Source organism: Acidovorax sp., from assembly GCF_034519795.1.
In the GTDB taxonomy this organism is placed as follows: domain Bacteria; phylum Pseudomonadota; class Gammaproteobacteria; order Burkholderiales; family Burkholderiaceae_C; genus Acidovorax.
Window position 1 is genome coordinate 339996 of sequence record NZ_JAXHOB010000012.1, and the last position, 21333, is coordinate 361328.

At 64.3% G+C, this 21333-nt stretch carries 21 protein-coding genes and 1 pseudogene; 5 read left to right on the top strand and 17 right to left on the bottom strand.

Going from position 1 to position 21333, the window contains the following annotated elements:
• Position 1: 1 nt before the first annotated feature.
• A complete protein-coding gene (locus U5N23_RS15065; RefSeq protein WP_322593595.1) occupies positions 2-1642 on the bottom strand; it encodes an HD domain-containing phosphohydrolase in 1641 nt (546 codons plus the stop codon).
• A gap of 91 nt (positions 1643-1733) precedes the next feature.
• Here U5N23_RS15065 and U5N23_RS15070 point away from each other — a divergent pair, with 91 nt between their 5' ends.
• Together U5N23_RS15070 and U5N23_RS15075 are read left to right on the top strand one after the other, a co-directional pair.
• On the top strand, positions 1734-2714 hold the full coding sequence (locus U5N23_RS15070) for a rhodanese-related sulfurtransferase (RefSeq protein ID WP_322593596.1): 981 nt from the start codon (positions 1734-1736) through the stop codon (positions 2712-2714).
• Complete coding sequence (locus tag U5N23_RS15075) at positions 2711-3382, top strand: glutathione S-transferase (protein ID WP_322593597.1); 672 nt, start codon at positions 2711-2713, stop codon at positions 3380-3382. Before U5N23_RS15070 ends, U5N23_RS15075 begins: the two co-directional genes overlap by 4 nt.
• Before the next feature lie 236 nt (positions 3383-3618).
• Here the strand turns inward: U5N23_RS15075 and U5N23_RS15080 are convergent, their stop codons facing one another.
• From U5N23_RS15080 to U5N23_RS15090, 3 genes are read right to left on the bottom strand one after another with little or no spacing between them, the layout of a single operon-like run.
• Positions 3619-4533 (bottom strand): hypothetical protein, encoded by a 915-nt coding sequence (locus U5N23_RS15080; protein ID WP_322593598.1) that lies wholly within the window; start codon positions 4531-4533, stop codon positions 3619-3621.
• A complete protein-coding gene (locus tag U5N23_RS15085) occupies positions 4530-5087 on the bottom strand; it encodes a hypothetical protein (RefSeq protein WP_322593599.1) in 558 nt (185 codons plus the stop codon). Before U5N23_RS15085 ends, U5N23_RS15080 begins: the two co-directional genes overlap by 4 nt.
• Positions 5084-5953 (bottom strand): ParA family protein, encoded by an 870-nt coding sequence (locus U5N23_RS15090; RefSeq protein WP_322593600.1) that lies wholly within the window; start codon positions 5951-5953, stop codon positions 5084-5086. The genes U5N23_RS15085 and U5N23_RS15090 overlap by 4 nt, the downstream gene beginning before the upstream one ends.
• A gap of 619 nt (positions 5954-6572) precedes the next feature.
• Between U5N23_RS15090 and U5N23_RS33140 the strand changes: the two are divergent.
• A pseudogene (locus U5N23_RS33140) lies at positions 6573-6626 on the top strand (hypothetical protein); the annotation flags it as partial.
• A gap of 320 nt (positions 6627-6946) precedes the next feature.
• On the opposite strand, the gene U5N23_RS15100 reads toward U5N23_RS33140, so the two are convergent.
• From U5N23_RS15100 to U5N23_RS15135, 8 genes are all read right to left on the bottom strand, one after another.
• The gene (locus tag U5N23_RS15100) at positions 6947-7483 is read right to left on the bottom strand and encodes a disulfide bond formation protein B (protein WP_322593602.1); all 537 of its coding nucleotides are present in this window, start codon (positions 7481-7483) and stop codon (positions 6947-6949) included.
• Positions 7484-7659: 176 nt separating this feature from the next.
• Positions 7660-8784 (bottom strand): sulfate/molybdate ABC transporter ATP-binding protein, encoded by a 1125-nt coding sequence (locus U5N23_RS15105; protein ID WP_057204261.1) that lies wholly within the window; start codon positions 8782-8784, stop codon positions 7660-7662.
• Positions 8785-8803: 19 nt separating this feature from the next.
• Positions 8804-9718, bottom strand: coding sequence for a sulfate ABC transporter permease subunit CysW (gene cysW, locus U5N23_RS15110; RefSeq protein WP_322593603.1), 915 nt, complete (start codon positions 9716-9718; stop codon positions 8804-8806).
• Positions 9719-9779: 61 nt separating this feature from the next.
• A complete protein-coding gene (cysT, locus tag U5N23_RS15115) occupies positions 9780-10670 on the bottom strand; it encodes a sulfate ABC transporter permease subunit CysT (RefSeq protein ID WP_322593604.1) in 891 nt (296 codons plus the stop codon).
• 3 nt (positions 10671-10673) lie between these two features.
• Complete coding sequence (locus U5N23_RS15120) at positions 10674-11678, bottom strand: sulfate ABC transporter substrate-binding protein (protein WP_322593605.1); 1005 nt, start codon at positions 11676-11678, stop codon at positions 10674-10676.
• Positions 11679-11916: 238 nt separating this feature from the next.
• Positions 11917-12651, bottom strand: coding sequence for an AAA family ATPase (locus U5N23_RS15125; RefSeq protein ID WP_322593606.1), 735 nt, complete (start codon positions 12649-12651; stop codon positions 11917-11919).
• A 32-nt stretch (positions 12652-12683) separates the two neighbouring features.
• Positions 12684-13553: an HDOD domain-containing protein gene (locus U5N23_RS15130; protein ID WP_322593607.1), complete on the bottom strand. Its 870-nt coding sequence runs from the start codon at positions 13551-13553 to the stop codon at positions 12684-12686.
• Positions 13554-13691: 138 nt separating this feature from the next.
• The gene (locus U5N23_RS15135; RefSeq protein ID WP_322593608.1) at positions 13692-14639 is read right to left on the bottom strand and encodes a LysR family transcriptional regulator; all 948 of its coding nucleotides are present in this window, start codon (positions 14637-14639) and stop codon (positions 13692-13694) included.
• A 124-nt stretch (positions 14640-14763) separates the two neighbouring features.
• Between U5N23_RS15135 and U5N23_RS15140 the strand changes: the two genes are divergently transcribed.
• The gene (locus U5N23_RS15140) at positions 14764-15408 is read left to right on the top strand and encodes an FMN-dependent NADH-azoreductase (RefSeq protein ID WP_322593609.1); all 645 of its coding nucleotides are present in this window, start codon (positions 14764-14766) and stop codon (positions 15406-15408) included.
• 73 nt (positions 15409-15481) lie between these two features.
• Here the strand turns inward: U5N23_RS15140 and U5N23_RS15145 are convergent, their stop codons facing one another.
• The 3 genes from U5N23_RS15145 to U5N23_RS15155 all read right to left on the bottom strand — a co-directional run bounded on the left by U5N23_RS15145 (position 15482) and on the right by U5N23_RS15155 (position 18501).
• The gene (locus U5N23_RS15145) at positions 15482-16030 is read right to left on the bottom strand and encodes an NAD(P)H-dependent oxidoreductase (RefSeq protein ID WP_322593610.1); all 549 of its coding nucleotides are present in this window, start codon (positions 16028-16030) and stop codon (positions 15482-15484) included.
• Between the two features lie 182 nt (positions 16031-16212).
• A complete protein-coding gene (locus U5N23_RS15150) occupies positions 16213-17364 on the bottom strand; it encodes a hypothetical protein (RefSeq protein ID WP_322593611.1) in 1152 nt (383 codons plus the stop codon).
• Between the two features lie 186 nt (positions 17365-17550).
• Complete coding sequence (locus tag U5N23_RS15155) at positions 17551-18501, bottom strand: ADP-ribosylglycohydrolase family protein (protein WP_322593612.1); 951 nt, start codon at positions 18499-18501, stop codon at positions 17551-17553.
• Between the two features lie 81 nt (positions 18502-18582).
• Between U5N23_RS15155 and U5N23_RS15160 the strand changes: the two genes are divergently transcribed.
• Positions 18583-19278 carry an NUDIX hydrolase gene (locus U5N23_RS15160; RefSeq protein ID WP_322593613.1) on the top strand — a complete coding sequence of 232 codons (696 nt, stop codon included), beginning with the start codon at positions 18583-18585 and terminating at the stop codon, positions 19276-19278.
• A gap of 52 nt (positions 19279-19330) precedes the next feature.
• Here U5N23_RS15160 and U5N23_RS15165 read toward each other — a convergent pair whose 3' ends face one another.
• The gene (locus U5N23_RS15165; protein WP_322593614.1) at positions 19331-20128 is read right to left on the bottom strand and encodes a MetQ/NlpA family ABC transporter substrate-binding protein; all 798 of its coding nucleotides are present in this window, start codon (positions 20126-20128) and stop codon (positions 19331-19333) included.
• A 113-nt stretch (positions 20129-20241) separates the two neighbouring features.
• Positions 20242-21333, bottom strand: coding sequence for a DUF6817 domain-containing protein (locus tag U5N23_RS15170; RefSeq protein WP_322593615.1), 1092 nt, complete (start codon positions 21331-21333; stop codon positions 20242-20244).

The window sequence follows — 21333 nt, forward strand, 5'->3', positions numbered from 1 at the left end:
ATCAGCTGACGAGTGCCCTGGCAATCACCTCAGGGGGAATCTCGTCCACCTGCGCGGGCTCCAGAAACTCCTTGCCGTAGCGCGCATAGACCCCTTCGCGCACGAACACCTGGAACAGGTCGGGGTCGATGTGGCCGTTGTCGCGCATCTTGCACATGATGGCCAGCGCCTGCGACAGCGTCATGCCGCTCTTGTAGGGCCGGTCGGCGGCCGTGAGCGCCTCGAAGATGTCGGCAATGCCCATCATGCGCGCCTGCACCGACATCTGGTCGCGCGTGAGGCCGCGTGGGTAGCCCTTGCCGTCCATGCGCTCGTGGTGGCCGCCCGCGTACTCGGGCACGTTCTTGAGGTGGCGCGGCCAGGGCAGCGTCTCCAGCATCTTGATGGTGGCGACGATGTGGTAGTTGACGGTGTCGCGCTCGGCCTGGGTGAGCGTGCCCGAGCGGATGGTCAGGTTCTCGACCTCCTCGGCCGTGAGAAAGCTGGTCTGCACGCCCTGCGGGTTGCGCCACTGGCGCGCGGCCGAGATGTCGCGCACGCGCTGCTGGTCTTCGGCCCGCATGGCCTCGGCACCCTGGTTGCAGCGGCGCATGAACTCGCGCTCCTCCTCCAGCGTGTGGATGCTGTGCTGCAGGCCCTGCAGCTCCTGTGCCTCCGCAGCGGCGTCCACCACCGGGCGCAGCGCCAGCTGGCGGCGCAGCGCAGCCAGCTCGGCATCGCGCTTGAGCACCTCGAAACGCGTGTCCACCAGGCCGATGCGGTCGTAAATGGTCTGCAGCTTGGTGGCCTTGTCCACCACATGCACGGGCGTGGTGATCTTGCCGCAGTCGTGCAGCAGGCCGGCCATCTTGAGTTCGTAGCGGTCGCGCTCGGTCATGGTGAAGGATGCCAGCGGTCCCTCCTGCGTGGTGTTCACGGCCTCGGCCAGCATCATGGTCAGGGCCGGCACGCGCTGGCAGTGGCCGCCGGTGTAGGGCGACTTTTCGTCGATGGCCAGGTTGATCAGGTTCACGAACGACTCGAACAGGCGTTCGAGCTGGGTGATCAGCAGCCGGTTGGTCAGCGCAATGGCGGCCTGCGAGGCCAGCGACTCGGCCAGGCTCTGGTCGGCTGCCGAGAACTCGGTGACCTCGCCAGTCTCGGGGTCGCGCGCATTGATGAGCTGCAGCACGCCGATGAGCTCGCGGTCGTGGTTCTTCATCGGCACCGTGAGGAAGGACTGCGAGCGGTAGCCGGTGCGCTGGTCGAACAGCCGCGTGCCCGAGAAGTCGAAGCCCTCTTCGCTGTAGGCATCGGCCACATTCACCGTGCGGTCGTGGATGGCCGCATAGGCCGCCACCAGCGTATCGTTGGGCGAGCCATCGGCATTGCGCAGGGGCAACTGCGGAAAATCGATGGGCCGGCCCGTGGTGCCGCCCAGGCGGATGTCCAGCGAATCGGTGCGCACGATCTCGAAGCGCAGCGCCGTCTGGTCCTCGGTCACGCTGTACAGCGTGCCGCCATCGGCCCCGGTGATGGCCTTGGCCGCCTCCAGGATGTTCTCCAGCAGCCGGTCGATGTCGCGCTCGCGCGAGAGCGCGGCACCGATGCCGTTGAGCTGCTCGAGCCGGCGAAAAAGATGGACGGTGGATTCCTTGCTCATGGCGACCTTGGCTGCGGCGTTGGCGACCACCCATCGTAACCAAAAGTGACCGCTATCATCAGCCCTTCTGTCCTGTTTTACACCCGCCTCCGTGCAGTCTGTCACGCCATCCATCCTCACCGCCGCCCTGTACCAGTTCGTCGACCTGCCCGACTTTGCGGATCTGCGCGACCCGCTGCAGGCCTTGTGCGACGCCCACAGCGTGCGCGGCATGCTGCTGCTGGCGCCCGAAGGCATCAACGGCACCATTGCCGGCCCGCCCGAAGGCGTGCACACGGTGCTGGCCTGGCTGCGCAGCGATGCCCGCTTTGCCGCCCTGCAGCACAAAGAGGCCCTGGGCGAGCGCCAGCCCTTCTACCGCATGCGCGTGCGCCTCAAGCGCGAGATCGTGACCCTGGGCGTGCCCGGCCTGAACCCGGCGCGCAACGCCGGCACCTATGTGAAGCCCGAGGACTGGAACGCGCTGATCGCCGACCCCGCCGTGGTGGTGGTGGACACGCGCAACGACTACGAGGTGGGCATCGGCAGCTTCGAGCGCGCCATCAACCCGCACACCAGGAGCTTTGCGGAGTTTCCGGCCTGGGTGGCCCAGCAGTCCGCCCCCGGCGGCGTGCTCGAAGGCAAGCCGCGCGTGGCCATGTTCTGCACCGGCGGCATCCGCTGCGAGAAGTCGACCGCGCTGCTCAAGTCCCAGGGCTTCGGCGAGGTGTACCACCTCGAAGGCGGCATCCTCAAGTACCTGGAGACCGTGCCCGAGGAAGACAGCCTGTGGCATGGCGACTGTTTTGTCTTCGACGAGCGCGTATCGGTAGGCCATGGCCTGGCGCCCGGCCACCACCAGCTGTGCCGATCGTGCCGCATGCCCCTGGGCGAGGCCGAGCTGGCATCGCCCCACTATGTGGCCGGCGTGAGCTGCCCCTATTGCCACGGCACGCGCACGCCCGAGCAGGAGCAGGCCCTGGCCGAACGCGAGCGGCAGATGCAGCGCGCCCGAGCGCGCGGCGAGGAGCACATCGGCGCACGCCAGCCCGGTACGCCGCCCCGCGGCGGGGGCGAGGACGGGCCTGCATGAGCACCCTGCCCGTCCTCTACTCCTTTCGCCGCTGCCCCTATGCCATGCGCGCCCGGCTGGCCTTGGCCGTGAGCGAGCAGGCCTGCGAGCTGCGCGAGGTGGTGCTGCGCGCCAAGCCCCAGGGCCTGCTGCAGGCATCGCCCAAGGCCACCGTGCCCGTGCTGGTGCTGCCCGAGGGGACCGTGCTGGAGCAGAGCCTGGACATCATGCGCTGGGCGCTGGGCCGCAATGACCCCGCCGGCTGGCTCACGCCCAGCCACGGCGACGAGGCCGGCATGCTGGCGCTGATCGCCGAGTGCGATGGCCCCTTCAAGCAGGCACTGGACCGCTGCAAGTACCCGAGCCGGTATCCCGAGGCGGATGGTGCCGAGGCACGTGTGCAGGCTGTGGAGTGGCTACTTGGGCTTGAGGCGCGGCTGGCTGACCAGCCGTTTCTGTTTGGCGACCACGCGGCGCTGGCCGACATGGCGATTGCGCCGTTTGTGCGGCAGTTTGCGGGTATTGACGCCGACTGGTGGGCAGCGCAGCCCTGGCCTCGGCTGCAGGCATGGTTGGCGCAGTGGCATGAGAGCGCGCTGTTCGAGGGTGTAATGCCCAAGCTCGATGCGTGGGTGGATGGGACGGAGGGTGTGCGTTTTCCGTCCCAGGATGTTCTGCCCGCCGCCTGAACACTCCGGAATTCCGCACAGAGCCGACGCATGATGGCTGTTTTCCCGCCAGCGCGGGCGCTGCCGACAATGGCTGAAGCGCCCTGCTCCGCTGGAAACCGGCGGCTTTCCTCCCTCGAAAGCCCACTGCTCCCGGGCCAACACAGACCATGGCATTGCGGAATGCGTTCGTGCTGGCATGGCGCGTGCGGAAGCGGCCTGCCCCGGCAACCTTATCTTATCAGTGACGACAACAACTAGATATTAAGCAATACCCGGAGATTGCGACGCTCTAACGGCTCGTAAATTTCAAAAACCAGCGACTTGTCGTAATCGCCTAATGATGCGAACACATCTCGGTGTGCGGCAATTAGGAAGGTCGAGCAAAGCTTCGCAAATCTGACAAAAAGTGCATTCAGTTTTTCCTCTTTTCCATCGTTTCGCACAAGCGAAGCGGCACTACCAACTGCCGCAAACCACTCGCTTGATGCGCCATGCACCGCAGATGAGAGGGCAGAATATAAATCGTCGTTTACCGCAATCCAGTCCATATCTTTAGGATCCGACTTGGGGGAAAAGTCAATTTTTGCACCAACAATACTGCGCAAATAACTAGTTCTAGACAAATACTCCCTAAGCCCCTGTGGACTAATTTTCATTGAAAATTCTGTTTCCCGACCAGCGCTAAGTGCCGCAAATTCTTGCGGGTGATCCATGTAGTAAAGATGCCTATATAGATCCTCAAGGGCACACCTCAAACTAATTGCAGCACCGCGATAGCTATATATTAGCCCTTGTGTCAGCGCCATCATTAAATCAGAACGCAATTCTGCAATGAAGCCAGAGAAAACCGTCCGCCGATAAGACTCTCTCATCGCATTCAGAACATCTTCGGGCGCTTGAAATGCTGTCATCGCCTGAAGAAAAAGCTCTCGATTGCCCGTGGCTTTAGCTCCTAGGAGGGCGTATTCTCGTGATGGATTGACATCCAGCCTGGCCCCTGGCAAAAGGTGCAAAAGTGCCAATAAGTGGTACATGATTTTTAGCCAGGGATCGTCCAATCGCGGCTTAATCTGTGCCGACTCCATGTGTCCGCGAATAGTTTTGGCAAAATCTTCCGCAAGCAAGCCCATTTCCTTCTTGCGCTTTTGATTTAGATATGGAACTTTCATCGCTCGCTCCGCGTCTCAAGCAAACTAAGTGAGTCGCTGTCGGTAAACAGGCGGAGCAACAAATTCACGAAGAGCACCTGTTGAGCCTCCGAGTCAAGCTTGGAGAACAAGGGTCTGTACATCTGCACAATCTTGGCAGCTGGAACACCGCGACCTGCCGCCTGCATGTTAGGAACATCAAGCGTGTATGCCAAGAGGTTCTCGATCTGAGTGGGGCCAAGGCGTACCCCCAAGCGCCCTATTGCCTTCCACAGCTCGGGATACCAAGACGAGAGATCAACATCGCGCCGGTACTTACTATGCGCTAACTCGTTCCGAAGCTTGCGAAGGCTTAAATCGCCCGTCCCTACCTGAATTGGCTCCAAATCATTCGCCTTCTTTTGAAGGTAGTTGTAGATCTGCTTCAAAACGGCAGCCTTCCGGGTTGCTGAGGTGTTTTCCAAAGCTAATAGATTTGAAATCCTGACCATCGAATCCGCGATGCAGTTTGCCGTTTCCTTATCCACCCGCGCTGCAGCTTTAAGGAAAGCGGCAGGGGTTTCCGCGCGACTCATTTCGCACTCCTCTCAATGAACTGATCAACGAAGTTGTTCAACTCGTCTTTTGCTCCCCCATGCGCGCGCGTCGCGGTGAACGGTTTCCGCTCACCATTTGCTACCTTGTACCAATCGTTATGGGATATTGACTGCTTAAAAACAACATCAGAGCCCCATTTACCAACAATCTTCCTCTCCGTTGCTCTTTGATTTGCTCCATCTTTCACCATCGTAAACACAACCCCAATTACTTTCACATCAACCCCGAAATCATGTTTATGTTCCTCTAGTATCTGCTGCATGAGATCAGTACCGTGCATCCCGAACGTATCTGATATCATTGGTATCAACACTGAGCGGCATGTATTCAACGCAATGGTTGTTAAGGATGAATAAGTCGGGGCGCAATCTATGAGTATGTAGTCGTATTTCCGCCTTACTTCTTCAGTGATTAGCGTCCCAAGGGTATAAGGGCCTAAATTTACCCCGCGAAGAACTGAACTCAGATAAATATCGGACGGAATGAAGTGAAGTGCTGAGTTAGTCGCTGCAGCTGAGCCGAGCGGCACTTCGAATACGTAGTCCTGCAGAGTAGGACCTGCCGTCTGTGGCAGCGCTAGAGGTACACGAGGCTCATACGCATCTAAGAATAGATGCGTTATCGTGCGCTTACCACTTGCCTTATGCTGCTTGATCTCTGCGTCACTCATGCAAACCAGCGTGGCGTTAGATTGGGGATCAAGGTCGACAAGCAACACATGATTGCCTCGGCCCGCCAGTTCGAAAGACAAGTTGTAGCTCAGCGTGGTTTTTCCCACGCCACCCTTCATGTTGATGATAGCTGCGGCCTTGCTAGCCTTATGTTGAGTCTGTCCAGTCGCCAAAGTGTGTCTCCAATTCGGTAAAAGCTTTGATCCCCCATGCTATGCGGCACGCTCGCTGAACGTAACTCAAGCCTGGATTTTCTAACGCACCAACGATTCGTCGTTCGGCCAAGGGCCGTCGCAATCCGGGGCATGAGTTTGCTACGCTTGCGCTCAATTGTGACTGCCATGAGCCGACTTTGGCTTATCAAGAGCCAGATCTTCCAGCAACGAGTCCAGATCTCGAGTGTCTTCCAAAACGAGGCCTCTTCGCGAAGCCGTTTGTTGCGGTTCTTCCAGCTACCTACGATGGGTGATACAGATCGCTCTAAAGCTTGAGCAACTTGAAGCGATGGGCAGTTTCGATGTCTCAGCGGCCAATTTGTCGAGGGGCTGTGTAGCGGTGGCGGTCATCCAACAGAGCGCGTAACTGACCACAGGCTGCGGCCTGCCAAGACACCCCAGCTCAGGGAGCTTCCATCTTAAGTCGTCCACACGTGAAACACGCTCGCGACAAGTGAACGCCCCTGTCAGTCAGAATTCGCAACCTCTTGCCGCTTGAACCCCCACGGACCTCTGCCGCCTAGCCTATTTCGTAGCCGTAGCGGAAGAGCGCCACCTCGGCCGAGCCGCAGAGAGCCTGGACCTGTCCCCACCCCCGCTCACCCGCCAGATCAAGGCCCTGGAGGCCGAGGTCGGCGCGCAATTGTTCGAGCGCACTCCACGCAGCACGGTGTTGAACCATGCGGGGGAAACCCTGCTGCGCGACGCCCGGGATTGTGGACCAGGCGGCGAACCGGGCGCACCGGGCGGGCGCGGCAAGCTGGGGCGACTGGATGTGGGGGTCCATGGGTCTGCCATCTTCGGCATCGTACCGAACATCCTGGCGCGCTTCTCGCACGACAACCCCGATGTGGAGATTGCGCTGCGGCAAGGGCGGGTGCGAACCTTTCGCAAAAACAAAAGGCGCTCCGAGGAGCGCCTTTTTCATGGAAGCCAGAGACTTTGCCAGCCTCAAGCCATCGAGTACCCCGCCCCACCCCGACGCCCACCCTTGAGATGCCGCCCCAAAACCACCAGCATCACGAGCCCAAACCCCACAAAGCAGACAAACGACCAATTGGCAATCGAGCCACCCAGAAACGTCCAGTCAATCGCCGCGCAGTCGCCCGAGCCGCGGAAGATCATGGGGATGGCGCGGCTGATGGGGTAGTTTTCGATCATGCCGTAGAAGTCGCGGCCGCAGGTGGCGACCTCGGGCGGGTACCACTGCAGCCAGCTCTGGCGGGCGGCGACGAAGGCGCCGAAGCCGGCGATGAGGACGGCGATGCCGGCCAGCGACATCCACCAGCCGCGCGAATCACGCGCAGCGGCCAGGCCTGTGAAGATGGCCACGCCGATCAGCGCGTAGCGCTGCACGATGCACATGGGGCACGGCTCCAGCCCCACCGCATGCTGCAGGTACATGCCGAAGGCCAGCATGGCCACGCAGGCAAAGCTGATCAGCGCGAGCAGGCGGCGCGGCGCGTTATCAATCCAATTCAACACCATATTCTTGTCATCCTTGATGCGAATTTGCGTTCAACCGGCTAACGTCGTTGGAGAGCCTTGCCGTGCAACAGCACTGTCTGCGGCTCCCCGCCTAGTTATCCGATTGAATGCCAATCCGCTTGAGCCCCGACACCCGGCCTGCGCCGGGCGCCGCAAGGGGCACGGAGCGACAAGCGTCAGATGTTGGCGGCGTGGTCCAGAAAAACCCGGGCGCGCCGTGGTGTCACCACCAGCGTCTCACCCTCCTTGAAACCCATCTCCCGGAACTGCTGCGCGGGGATCTGCGCCTCGATCAGCATTTCGGGATTCGAATTGTCCGCTGGTTTGTGATCGTCCGATGGAATAAGTTCCAGCCGCGCGATGGGCCCGACCACGATGGCGCGGCTCAGTTGCGCCACGATGCCGCGCGGGCGGCCTGCGGCGTCGATGCCGGCGCCGGGCGCGTAGCGCTGCACGTCCAGGTCGTGCGGGCGCACATAGGCAAAGGCCTTGGTGTCTTGCGCGTCAGCGTGCTCGGGGGCGTCGAGCTGCATGCCGTCGAGGTGCACCAAGCCCTCATGGGCGCGGCCCTGGAACAGGTTCACGTCGCCCAGGAAGCCGTAGACAAACGGGCTGGCCGGGTTGTCCCACACCTGCTGGGGCGAGCCGCTTTGCTCGATGCGGCCCTGGTTGATGACCACCACGCGGTCGGCCACTTCGAGCGCCTCTTCCTGGTCATGGGTCACGAAGATGCTGGTCACGTGCAGCTCGTCGTGCAGGCGGCGCAGCCAGCGGCGCAGCTCCTTGCGCACCTTGGCATCGAGCGCGCCAAAGGGCTCGTCGAGCAGCAGCACCTTGGGCTCCACGGCCAGGGCGCGGGCCAGCGCGATGCGCTGGCGCTGGCCGCCCGACAGCTGCGAGGGGTGGCGCTCGGCCAGCCAGTCGAGCTGCACCAGCTTGAGCAGGTCGGTGACCTTCTTCTTGATCTGGGCCTCGCTCGGGCGTTCGCTGCGCGGCTTGACGCGCAGGCCGAAGGCCACGTTCTCGAACACCGTCATGTGGCGGAACAGCGCATAGTGCTGGAACACGAAGCCCACGTTGCGCTCGCGCACGTGCACGTCGGTGGTGTCCTCGCCCGAGAAGTGGATGGTGCCCACGTCGGCCGTCTCCAGCCCGGCGATGATGCGCAAGAGCGTGGTCTTGCCGCAGCCCGAGGGGCCGAGCAGCGCGATCAGCTCGCCCGAGGCGATGTCCAGGCTCACGTCGCGCAGGGCATGGAAGTCGCCGAACTGCTTGCTGACGTTGCGAATTTCGATACTCATGGTGTGCTTTCTTCTTCCTTCAGCGCGCAGAGGGGGCGGTGGCGGGCGCAGGGCGCTCGGGCGGCAGCTCGGCTGCGGCCTTCATTTGCTGCTCGTTGCGCCACTCGGCAATCGACTTGATGACCAGGGTGACCAGCGCCAGCAGCGCCAGCAGCGAGGCGGCGGCAAACGCCGCGACCGACTGGTACTCGTTGTAGAGAATTTCCACGTGCAGCGGGATGGTGTTGGTCTGGCCACGGATGTGGCCCGAGACCACCGACACCGCGCCGAACTCGCCCATGGCGCGTGCGTTGCACAAAATCACCCCATACAGCAGGCCCCACTTGATGTTGGGCAGCGTGACGTACCAAAAGGTCTGCCAGCCGGTGGCGCCGAGCACGATGGCGGCCTGCTCCTCGTCGTTGCCCTGGGCCTGCATCAGCGGGATCAGCTCGCGTGCGATGAAGGGGAAGGTCACGAACACGGTGGCCAGCACGATGCCCGGCACGGCAAAGATGATCTTGATGTCGTGCGCCTGCAGCCAGGGGCCGAACCAGCCCTGCGCGCCGAACATCAGCACGTAGACCAGGCCTGCCACCACGGGCGATACCGAGAACGGCAGGTCCACCAACGTGGTCAAAAACGCCTTGCCCTTGAACTCGTACTTGGCAATGCACCAGGCCGCCGCCACGCCGAACACCAGGTTCAGCGGCACGGCGATGAGCGCGGTGATCAGCGTGAGCTTGATGGCCGACCAGGCATCGGGCTCGCGCAGGCCCTCCAGATAGGCGCCAAAGCCCTTGCGCAGCGCCTCGGCAAACACCGCGGCCAGCGGCAGCACCAGGAACAGCAGCATGAAGAGCAGCGCCACGGTGATCAGGGTGTAGCGCACCCAGGGCGCCTCGGTGGTGCCGGCGCTTGCGCGGCGCACCGTGCGGGAGTTGGCGCCGCTCATTGGAAAACCTCCGTGCTGCGCACTGCGGTGCGAGCTTGCTTGAAGCGGTTCAGCGCTGCGCTCATGCTGGTGCCCCCGCGTGGCGCCGCTGCCAGGCCTGCAGCGCGTTGATGACCAAGAGCAAGATGAACGAGATCACCAGCATGACCACCGCCACGGCGGTGGCGCCGGCGTAGTCGTACTGTTCGAGCTTGCCGATGATGATGAGGGGCGTGATTTCAGAAACCATGGGCATGTTGCCGGCGATGAAGATGACCGAGCCGTATTCGCCCACCGCCCGTGCGAACGCCATGGCAAAGCCGGTGAGCAGCGCGGGGGTGATGGAGGGCAGGATGACCTTGGTGAAGGTCTGCCAGCGCGTGGCGCCCAGGCAGGTGGCGGCTTCTTCGAGCTCCTTTTCGGCGTCTTCGAGCACCGGCTGCACCGTGCGCACCACGAAGGGCAGGCCGATGAAGATCAGCGCGATGACAATGCCCGCGGGTTTGAAGGCCAGCTGGATGCCCAGCGGCTCCAGGTACTGCCCCACCCAGCCATTGCCGGCGAGCAGCGCGGTCAGCGAGATGCCGGCCACGGCAGTGGGCAGTGCAAACGGCAGGTCCACCAGCGCATCGACGATCTTCTTGCCGGGAAACTTGTAGCGCACCAGCACCCAGGCGATGAGCAGGCCAAAGAACAGGTTGACGAGGGCCGCGATGAACGATGCGCCAAACGTCAGCCGGTACGAGGCCAGCACGCGCGGTGCGCTGATGGCGGCCCAGAACTGCTCCCAGGTGAGGGTGAAGGTCTTGAAGATCAGTGCCGACAGCGGGATCAGCACGATGATGCTCAGGTAGAAGAGCGTGTAGCCCAGCGTCAGGCCAAAGCCGGGCAGCACCCGTTTGGACGCACGCCGGCCGGCCTGCGCAGGGGCCTGCAGGGCACCCCGAGCGGCCACAGGGGTCGCAGCGGTCATGGCTTACTTGGCGCCGGGCGTGTAGAGCTTGTCGAACTGGCCGCCGTCGTTGAAGTGCACCTTCTGTGCATCGCTGAGCGAACCGAAGTACTTGGCCACGGTGAACTGCTTCAAGGGCTTGAAGGTGGCGGCGTACTTCTTGAGCACGGTTTCAGAGCGGGGGCGGATGGCGTGCTTGGCCGCGATTTCCTGGGCTTCTTCGGAGTAGAGGTAGTCCAGGTAGGCCTTGGCCAGCGTGGCCGTGCCCTTCTTGGCCACGGTGCGCTCGACCACGGCCACGGGGTTCTCGGCGACCACGCTCACCGACGGATAGACGGCATCGACTTTGCCGGCGCCGAACTCGCGTTCGATGGAGACCACTTCGGATTCGAAGGTGATCAGCACGTCGCCCTGGTTGCGCTGCAGGAAGGTGGCGGTGGCATCGCGCCCGCCCTTGGCCAGGATGGGCACATTCTTGTACAGCTTGCCCACGAACTCGGCGGCCTGCGCTTCGGTGCCGCCCTTTTCGCGCACGGCGCCCCAGGCGGCCAGGTAGGCATAGCGGCCGTTGCCGCCGGTCTTGGGGTTGACCACGATGACCTGCACGCCGGGCTTGATCAGGTCGTCCCAATCCTTGATGCCCTTGGGGTTGCCGTTGCGCACCAGGAAGAGCATGGTCGAGGTGGTGGGCGATGCGTCGTGGGGGAATTTCTTCGCCCAGTCCTTGGCCACCACGCCGCTGTCGGCGAGGAACTGCACGTCGGTGGTCGTGTTCATGGTGACCACGTCGGCCGCCAGCCCGTCGTTCACGGCGCGCGCCTGGGCGCTGGAGCCGGCGTGCGACTGGTCGATCTTCACGTCCTTGCCGGTGGTCTTCTTGTAGTGCGCGGTGAAGGCGGCGTTGTAGTCCTTGTAGAACTCACGCGCCACGTCGTAGGAGACGTTGAGCAGCGAGTCCTGGGCCAGCGCCATGCCGCTGGCAGTGAGTGCCAGAGTGGCCAGAAGAGTCTTGAGTTTCAAAGAAGTCATGTGGCGTAGCCTGTGAGGAAAAACGGTAGATGCCCGATTGTCCACACAGCGCCTTAAAACTCAAAAGAATATATTCTTGTTAATTAATCGGATTTTGGAATATAGAAACAGGATGTAGTCGCATTGGCTGCTGCAGGCCACTGGCCTGCAGCCAGCGACCAGCGCAACTGCGCTCAGGTTTCGATGAGCCAGGGTGCTTTGGCGTGAAAGGCGGACATGGACGAAAACCTACAGCCTCTCAGTCCTCATCCGCCAGCAGCCGATCCAGCCGTTCCCGGTAGTTGTTGAGGAAATCGTGCGTCACGGCGTAGTGCTCGGTGTCCTCGAAGGCCACTTCCGACAGCCCCGTGCCGTCGAACTGGATGATTTTCGCGTGCGGGTAGGACAGCAGGATGGGCGAGTGCGTGGCGATGATGAACTGCGACTTGTCTTCGACCAGTTGGTGGATGGCCGAGAGCGCGGCCAGCTGGCGGTTGGGCGACAGCGCGGCTTCGGGCTCGTCCAGCAGGTACAGGCCCTTGCCCTGGAACTTGTGCGTGAGCAGCGCCATGAAGGCTTCGCCATGTGAGCGAGCGTGCAGCGACTTGCCACCATAGCCGTCGAGGTAGCCCACCTCGTCCATGTAGGTGGCTACATTGAAAAAGCTCTCGGCCCGAAGGAAGTAGCCATCCTTGGGCTGGCGAAAACTTCGCGCCAGCCGCAGCACCTCATGCAAAGAAGATTCCGAACCCGCCGTAGCCAGGCTGAAGTTGCGCGTGCCGCCCTCGGGGCTGTACCCCAAGGCCAGGGCAATGCCCTCCAGCAGCGTGGATTTGCCCGAGCCGTTCTCTCCCACGAAGAAGGTCACATCGGCGTGCAGTTCCAGCAAACCCATCTCCCGGATGGCGGGGATGTCGTACGGGTAGCTGTCGAAATCCACCTCTGCATCGGGGCGGATGCAGACGCTCTGGAGGTAGGGTTTGGCGGCAAGCATGGTGCCGCCATGCTAACGGGCCGGCGTGCAGCTCAGAAGCGCACGGCCTCGAAGGCGGGGTGCAATTCGTCCACCCAGTGGTCCAGCTCTTCCTCCGACACCGCCAGGTGGTCCATGCAGGCCTGGCCGTGTTGCAGCCAGTCGCGCGTGGGCTGCAGGTTGTCGTGGTGGTTCACCAGGTACTCGGCCAGCAGGCCCAGGGCCACCAGGTGGCGCACCGCGGGGTTGAAGCGTTCGTCCTGCAGGGCCGTGAAGTCGTGGTGCAGCCAGATGGCCTGGGCCACGTCGCCCGGCAGGTGCCAGGTGCGCGCGACGATGGCGCCCATCACCGCATGGTCGGTGTGGTGGTTGGCGTTTTCGGTCTGGGTGAAGGTGCGGTCCTTGCGGGCCAGTGCCTCGGTCACGGTGGAGCCATACCCGCGCACGGCCTTGACCAGCACCGGCATGCCCACGTGGCAGAACAGGCCGAAGCTATAGCCCAGGCCCGGGTCAAAGCTGTAGAGCTGGCGCCCGATGTGCTCGCAGGCAATGGCGCGGCGCTGCGAGCTTTCCCAGAAATGCTCGAGCAGCGGTGAGCGCACCATGAGCGCGTTGCGCGTGATGAAGGCCGAGAGCAGCTCCACCGCCGGGTTGAGCCCGAGCACGGTGAGCGCCATGCCCACCGTCTGCACCGGCTGGGCCAGGCCGTACAGCGGGCTGTTGGCCTGGCGGATCAGGGCGGCGGCCATGGCCACGTCGGACGAGGCCAGTTGCTCCAGCGCGCCCGAATCGAGCTCGGGCGCGGCCACGATCTGCTGCAGGCGCACCAGGGATTCCGGGCACGGCGGTATCACGATGGCCCGCACGGACGGGTGAACGCGGGCCTTCTGGAGGTGGGTATCGATGGGGTGAGAGGTTTTCACGGCGCGCCCCGGGCACCTGCGCAGGGGTGGCACGCAGGCAACCGGTCAGTTGCAACTGGTTGCATTGTGGCCTGAAAACGCCCGCCGGGCAGAGACCCGCGCGCCTGACGGACTTCGCCACATGGCGTATTGCGCGTGTTATATGCCGGCCCCGTCCATCCCTGCCCCGCCATCGCGCGTGGCCAGGCTGTTGCGCCCCGGCATGGCCTCGCCCAGGTAGTCGAGAAAGCTGCGCACTGCGGGCGACAGCCCACGGCGCGAGGGAAACACCGCATGCACGATGGCCGGCGGTGGCACCCACTCGGGCAGCACGCGCACCAGGCGGCGCTCGCGCATCTCCTCGTGGCACATGTAATCGGGCATCCAGCCCATGCCGATGCCGGCCAGCACCGCGAACTTCAGGGTCAGCAGGTCGTCGGCCACGTAGCGCGGCGTGTGGTGCACCACCTGGTGCGCGCCACCGGGGCCCATCAGGTTCCAGGTGGCGCGGCCGTCGGGCGCCGACATGGCCACGCTGTCCATGCGCGAGAGGTCTTCCAGCGTGGTGGGCGTGCCCTGGCGTATCAGCAGGTCGGGGCTGGCCACGAGGATCTGGCTGGTCATGTCCAGGCGCTTGACGACCATGCTGCCGCTGTCCTCCAGTGAGGGGCGCACACGCAGGGCCACGTCGATGCCCTCTTCCACCACGTTCACGGCGCGGTTGCTGACCACCATGTCGACCCGCACCTCGGGGTAGCGCGCGAGGAAGGCGGGCATCATCTCGGCCAGCACCGTCTGCGCCAGGGTCACCGGGCAGCTCACGCGCACGGTGCCGCGCGGCACGGTCTGCACCTGTGCCACGGTGTCGGCGGCCGCCTGGGCCGACTCGCGCATGGCCTGGCAGTGGCGCAGGTAGGCCTCGCCCACCTCGGTCAGCGAGAGCTTGCGCGTGGTGCGCTGCAGCAGGCGCACGCCCAGCTGTGCCTCCAGGTCCGACACGCGGCGCGACAGGCGCGATTTGGGAATGCCCAGGGCGCGGCCGGCGGCGGCAAAGCCACCGCGCTCGACCACCTCGGCAAAGTACAGCATGTCGTTGAGGTCTTGCATAAAGTACATCGTTCTACTGATAGGACAATCTATCGCAAGTTCAATACCTTATCAACAAATGAGTGCGTCTCCACAATTCACCCATGGCCACACGCTGTGGCTACCACCCACAGGAGATTCCCTCATGCAACTGCTTCACATCGACTCGGCCATCACCGGCGAACAATCCGTTTCGCGCGAACTCACCAAACGCATCGTCGCCGCCTGGAAGGCCGGCCACCCCAACACCACGGTGCAGTACCTGGATCTGGTGGCCCAGGCCCCGGCCCACTTCACGGCCGACGCCATGGGGTTTCGCACCGGCCAGGAAGCATCGACCGATGCGCAGCGCACGGAAAACGCCCTGTCCGAAGCCCTGGTGAGCCAGTTCCTGGCCTCTGACGTGATCGTGATCGGCGCCCCGCTGTACAACTTCACCATCCCCAGCCAACTGAAGGCCTGGATCGACCGCGTGGCCCAGATCGGCCGCACCTTCAAGTACACCGACAAGGGCGCCGTGGGCCTGGCCGGCGGCAAGACGGTGATCGTGGCATCGAGCCGCGGCGGCGTGTACTCCACCAGCGAAGGTGGCCAGGCCATGGAACACCAGGAGAGCTACCTGAAGGTGGTGTTCGGCTTCTTCGGCATCACCGACGTGCGCTTTGTGCGCGCCGAAGGCGTGGGCATGGGCCCGGACGCCAAGGCCCTGGCCTTTGCCAATGCCGACAAGGACATCGTGGCGCAAACCAGCGTGCCGGCCAACCAGCCACAAGTGGCACAGGCCGCCTGATCCGGCCAGCGGTTCACACAGCAAAACGCCGCCCTTCAAGGGCGGCGTTTTTCATGGTGCGTTCAGAAGAAGCTCAGATGTGCTTCTTGACCCAGGCCACGTAAGCATCCACCCAGCCCTGCAGGAACTTCTTGCTGCCTTCGCCCACGTTGCCGTCGGCGTCGAACAGGCCTTCCTTGGCGTGGATGAAGCCCTCGGGCTGGCCCAGCGTGGGCACGTCGAGGTAGGCCAGCACGTTGCGCAGGTGCTGCTGCGCCAGCGCGGTGCCGATGGCGCCGACCGAGGCACCGATCACGCCGGCAGGCTTGCCGCCCCAGGCGCTCTGGCCGTAGGGGCGCGAGGCGTGGTCGAGCGCGTTCTTGAGCACGCCGGGTATGGAGCGGTTGTACTCGGGCGTCACGAACAAGAGGCCCTGGGCGGCCTTGAGCTCACCCTTGAGGCGCAGCACCGAGGCGGCCTGCTGGCCATCGTCGTCCTGGTTGTACAGCGGCAGGTCATCGATGCGCAATTGGGTGAACTTGAAGTCTGCCGGGGCCAGCCGCTCGATGGCGGTGGCCAGCTTGCGGTTGAACGAATCCTTGCGAAGGCTGCCGACGATGACGGCGATCTGGACATTGCTCATGGAAACTCCTGGTGAGGGGGACGGCACGGAGGGAAGCACTGCGGGGTCACCCGACCCAGCAGCACCCAGCGCCTGCCATGATAGCCACCGCGCATGACCCCAAGCGCCGGCACGCCCGACTCAATTGCTCCATTGTGTACAGGGGGTTGCGCCGGGATGGCAGGCCCTGCGCTGACCTGCCATTACTGCGGCCAGACCTTGCCCTTGCTCACGAAGCTGCCGGTGCCGGTCTTGTAGCCGAAGTGGACCTGCACGTTGAACGCGCGCAGCTCGGCCTCGGTGAAGTCCAGCGAGGGCGTGAACTTCAAGCTGGCGGCGTTGGCCACCCCGCTGGCGAAAGCGATGCCCTCCACGTCGGCCGGCACCTGGCTGCTCCAGCCGCCATTGGCCAGGCGGAAGAACCAGGCGTCCGCCGGGAACGACAGGCCATTGGCCGGCACGAACGCCGCGACCCAGGCGCTGATCTTCGGGTTGGCGGCGACATCCGCCGCCGCCTGCGCCAGGCTGATGTCGAGCCGCAGGGGCTGGCCGGCAGCGGACACCACCGAGGTGGCCACCGTGGCCGGGACCGGCAGGGTCGTGGCGTTGTCCGGCGGGTTGACCGTACCGGTACCGCCGCCCGCACTCGGTGCGTCCACCGGGTCAGGGTAGTTGCTGGTAGTCCAGACGATCTTGGCATACCCTGCCGCGTACCTGGCCATGTCCACGTCCATGGCTCCCTGCACGTCGTACAGCGGGGCCCCGCTCAGCTGGCGCACATAGAGCCAGTTGCCCTCGCCGGTGCTGCCGCGGTTGGCATCGAGCTGGCCGCCCACGAAGCGCAGCGTGCCGCCGCCGTCGTGCACCACCAGTTGTTCGCTGCGCTCATTGACCAGGCGCTGGAATGCGCTGTCGATGCGCTCGCCGGTCTGGGCTTTCTGGTATTCCGCACCGCTCAGCGCCGCCTCGCGCACCGGCGCCGAGCCATAGCGCAGCACAAAGGCCGATTGCGTCCGCTGCGGCGCATAGCCCGAGAACATGAACGAGCGGGTTCCTGCGGGGATGAAGATCTTGAATTCCTTGTACTGCAGCTGGTAGCCGGTGAACTCGGGCAGCGCCAGCGATCCGCCGCCAGGGAACGCGCAGCCGCCCGTGGCGTAGCCGATCACACAGCCGGTGGCGCCTTGCGGCGCGTACTGCTGCTTGAAACCCACCTTGGTATCGAACTTGTAGTGGTAGGAACCGGCTGCCGGGGGCAGTGCAATCCTGAGCGCCGACTGGTGGAGCGAAACGAAGTTGGCAGCCTGGGCCAGCGGGGCCACCGCAGCCAGCAAGAAAACAGCGAGATACCGCATGGAGTGCATCCAGGAAAAAATAGACGAGGGACAGGGACAAAAACAAAAAGACGGGCCGCCAGAGCTGCGCCGGTCCGCCGCCGGGACGCAGTTTCGACCAGAGGCCAAGCGTACCCGGCCACGGCCAGGACGATGGGCCGAAAAGCGGGAGCACACGGCCGCTTATCCCGGCGGCGCGGGCGCGGCCTATACCGGAACGGCCCGCCCGTCCCTGTGCAGCAGCCCCGCCGCCATGTCGCCGATCTCCTCGCCCATGAACAGCTGGCTGCGCCAGTGCGCGGGAATGCCCTCGATGCCGTAGAACGCGCCCGCCACCTGCCCGGTGATGGCGGCCGTGGTGTCGGCATCGTCGCCCAGGTTGGCGGCGGCCAGCACGGCATCGGCAAACGATTCGGTAGTGGCAAAGCACCACAGCGCCGCCTCCAGCGAGGCCACGCAGTAGCCGGTGCCGCGGATCGCTTCGCGCGGCTTGGCACGGTACTGCCCCTCTGCGATGCTGCGCACCGATGGACAGGCCAGCCCCTCCTGCGCCACGGTCAGCACCTCGGCCCGACCGGCCTCGCCACGCTGGGGGTCGGCCGCCAGGGCATTGGCAATCACCTCGGCCAGCACGCTGCAGCACTCGAGCGCCTCGGCCGCGCCGTGCGTGGTCTGCGAACTGAGCCGCGCCTGGCGCACAACCGCCTGCATGTCAGGAAAGTAGCGCAGCACCACAGGCGCCAGCCGCATCAGCGAGCCGTTGCCTGCGGTCTGGGGGTCGGTGGAGCCGGCCATGGGTTCGCCGTTGGCCATGAAGCGCGACAGCGCATCGCGCACGGTGATGCCGATGTCGAAGCAGGTGCCGGTGGGACTGGGGTAGCCCCAGCGCCACCAGTTCACATAGCGGCGCATCTGGTCTTCTGCATCGAAGCCACCGCGGTGCAACAGGCTCTGCGCCAGGCAGATGGCCATGGAGGTGTCGTCCGTCCACTGGCCCGGTGCCAGCCGGAACGGGCCACCGCCCACCATGTCCGTGAGGGGTTCGAAGCTGCCGCGCGGGCTGAACTCCACCGTGGTGCCCACGGCATCGCCACAGGCCAGGCCGACCAAGCAGCCACGGTAACGGCTTTCGAGTGGGTTGTTGAATTCCGATGCCATAGGCCCTCCGACTTAGTTTAATTGATGAACTTATGATAGTTTCATTAAAATACTAAGTCAAGCCAGCGCCACGGAAACACCATGCCAAAAACCTCTGCAGAACCCCTCTTCCCGCCCGTCATCTGCACGGTGGACGTGGTGCTCATGGCACTCAAGGACGATGCCCTGCACGTCGTGCTGCTGGAACGCAAGAACCCGCCCTTTGCCGGCGCACTGGCCCTGCCGGGCGGCTACATCCACGCGCAGGAGGACCGCACGGCCTGGGATGCGGCGGCGCGGGTGCTGCGCGACAAGACCGGCATCGTGAGCCCGTACCTCGAACAGTTGGCCACCTACTCCGGCGCAGAACGGGACCCGCGCGGCTGGTCGGTCTCCGTCGTCTACTACGCGCTGGTGCCGGCGGAGCTGCTGCCCGCCGACCGCGAGGGGCTTACCCTGGCGCCGGTGGCCGCGCTGCCGGCCCTGCCCTTCGACCACCAGGACATCGTGGCGCTGGCCGTGGAGCGCGTGCGCGCCAAGAGCCAGTACTCGTCGCTGCCGGTGTACCTGTGCGGCGAGCGCATCACCCTGCCGCGCCTGCAGGCGGTGTACGAGGCGGTGCTGGGCGAGCCGATCAACAAGGTGAGCTTTCGGCGCAAGATCGACGAGCTGGACATGCTCGAACCCGTTGCGGGCGAGCAGGAGACCGGCGGCGCGCACCGGCCGGCGCAGATCTACCGCCTGCGCGAAGCGTACCGGCGCGCGCTCTCCACCGTGCAGCGCGGCATCAATTCCTGACCGGTTACAACCGACTGGGCGTGGGCAGCTTGCGCCTTTTGGATAGCCGGGCTCAGAAGCCTGGCAGCACCGATCCCTTGAACTCGGTCTGGATGAACTTGCGCACCTCTTCCGACTGGTAGATCTTCACGAGCTTGGCGACCCAGGGCTTGCCCTTGTCGGCCTCGCGCACCACGAGCACGTTGACGTAGGGGCTCTTGGCGTTTTCCTGGGTGATGGCGTCCTTGCCCGGGTTCAGCCCGGCCGACAGCGCGAAGTTGGTGTTGATGGCCGAGGCGTCCAGGTCATCGAGCGAACGCGGCAGTTGCGCCGCATCAAGCTCCACGAACTTGAGCTTCTTGGGGTTGCTCACCACGTCCAGCGGGGTGGCCTTGAGGCCGGCGCCCTCGCGCAGCTTGATCAGGCCCTTGTCCTGCAGCACCAGCAGCACGCGGCCGCCGTTGGTGGGGTCGTTGGGGATGCCGAACTTGGCGCCTTCCTTGAGGTCTTCGAGCTTCTTGACCTTCTTGGAGTACAGGCCGATGGGGAAGTTGACGGTCTGGGCCACGGAGACGAGCTTGTAGCCCCGGTCCTTGACCTGGTTGTCCAGGTAGGGCTGGTGCTGGTAGCTGTTGCCGTCGAGGTCGCCAGCGGCCAGGGCAGCGTTGGGCTGCACGTAGTCGCTGAACTCGACGACCTGGATCTTGAGACCTTCCTTGTCGGCGATCTTCTTGACCACCTCGAAGATCTGGGCGTGCGGGCCGCCGGTCACGCCGATCTTCAGGGGCTTGTCCTGCGCCATGGCACCCGTGGCAAAACCAGTGGCGAGGGCCAGGGCAAGGGCGGATTGCAGGAGGGAGCGCTTGTTCACGGAAAACACCTTTCGTTATGGGATGTTTCCACTATAGGGTTTGCCCTTTAAAACTCAAAAGAATAACTTTTAATTACCTTAGGTTCAATCAATATAAAGAAGTCAAGCAAGCGTCAACCACGCAAGGCCACGTTGTTGAGCTTGTCCAGCCGCTCGGGCCAGGTGCCCTCGGTGGCCGACTGCTGCAGGATGCGCGTCCACGCCACCCAGGCATCCCATTGCACGCGCTTGTCCCAGGAGTTGCCCCAGGCGCTGAACTGCTGCAGCGCGCCAGAGGCAGCGGCCGCCGCATCGGCATTGCGGCCGGCGGACAGGTAGAGCTGGGCCAGCACCATCTGCGGCTCGCCCACCCAGGGGTTGTGGCGCACGGCGCTCTCGAGCACGGCGGTGGCCACGTCGAGGTCGGCCAGCGGCTGGTCCTGCTGGATCACCGACCAGTACAGCGAGGTGGCGGCGGCTTCGTCGGTGGCCGACAGCGCCGCCGTGCAGTGGTCGAAGACGGGCGGCGTGGGCAGCAGGCCCTTGAGGCCCGGGTGCTGCAGCGCCAGCCCCAGCGCATTGATCTGGCTCACCATGCGGCCACTGGGGCGCATGGGGCCGGGCCAGAGCGAGGCCGCCCAGTGCACGGCCTGCGGGCGCTGCTGCACGGCGGGAAAGCGCGAGTAGATGTCGTCCTGCCAGCTGAACCACTGCTCGATGGTGTCGGCCATGCTGACGATGGTGAAGGCGGCCACCTCGTAGGGCGTGAGCACATGGGGCTGGCCGTCCTTCTCGAGCACCAGGCTGCCATCGGCTTCCAGCGCACCCGCCAGCACGCGCTGCACGAACTGCGTGCGCGACTGGGTGCAGAATAGGTAGACTAGGTGCTCGGCCGATTCGCCCGCGATCTCGCGCACGCGGGCGCGCTCCTTGGCGGGGTCGAACTTCACCAGGTCCACGAAGGCATTGCCGTACACGCTGTGCAGCAGGCCCAGGAGGCGCACGTCGCGCGGCTGCTGCCACATAGCCAGCGAGCGGGCCACGCCCACCAGGTGGTGGCGGAAGGTGCCGGCCTTGTGCCAGTCCTGCCCCACGTTGCGCGCCAGCACGGTGGGCAGCACGGGGGCCAGGTCGGCATCGCGGGCCAGCCACTCCTCGTCGAGCAGGGGCAAGGCACGGGCCAGCAGGTCGGCATCGAGCGGTTGGAATGGCAGCGTCGTGGTCAC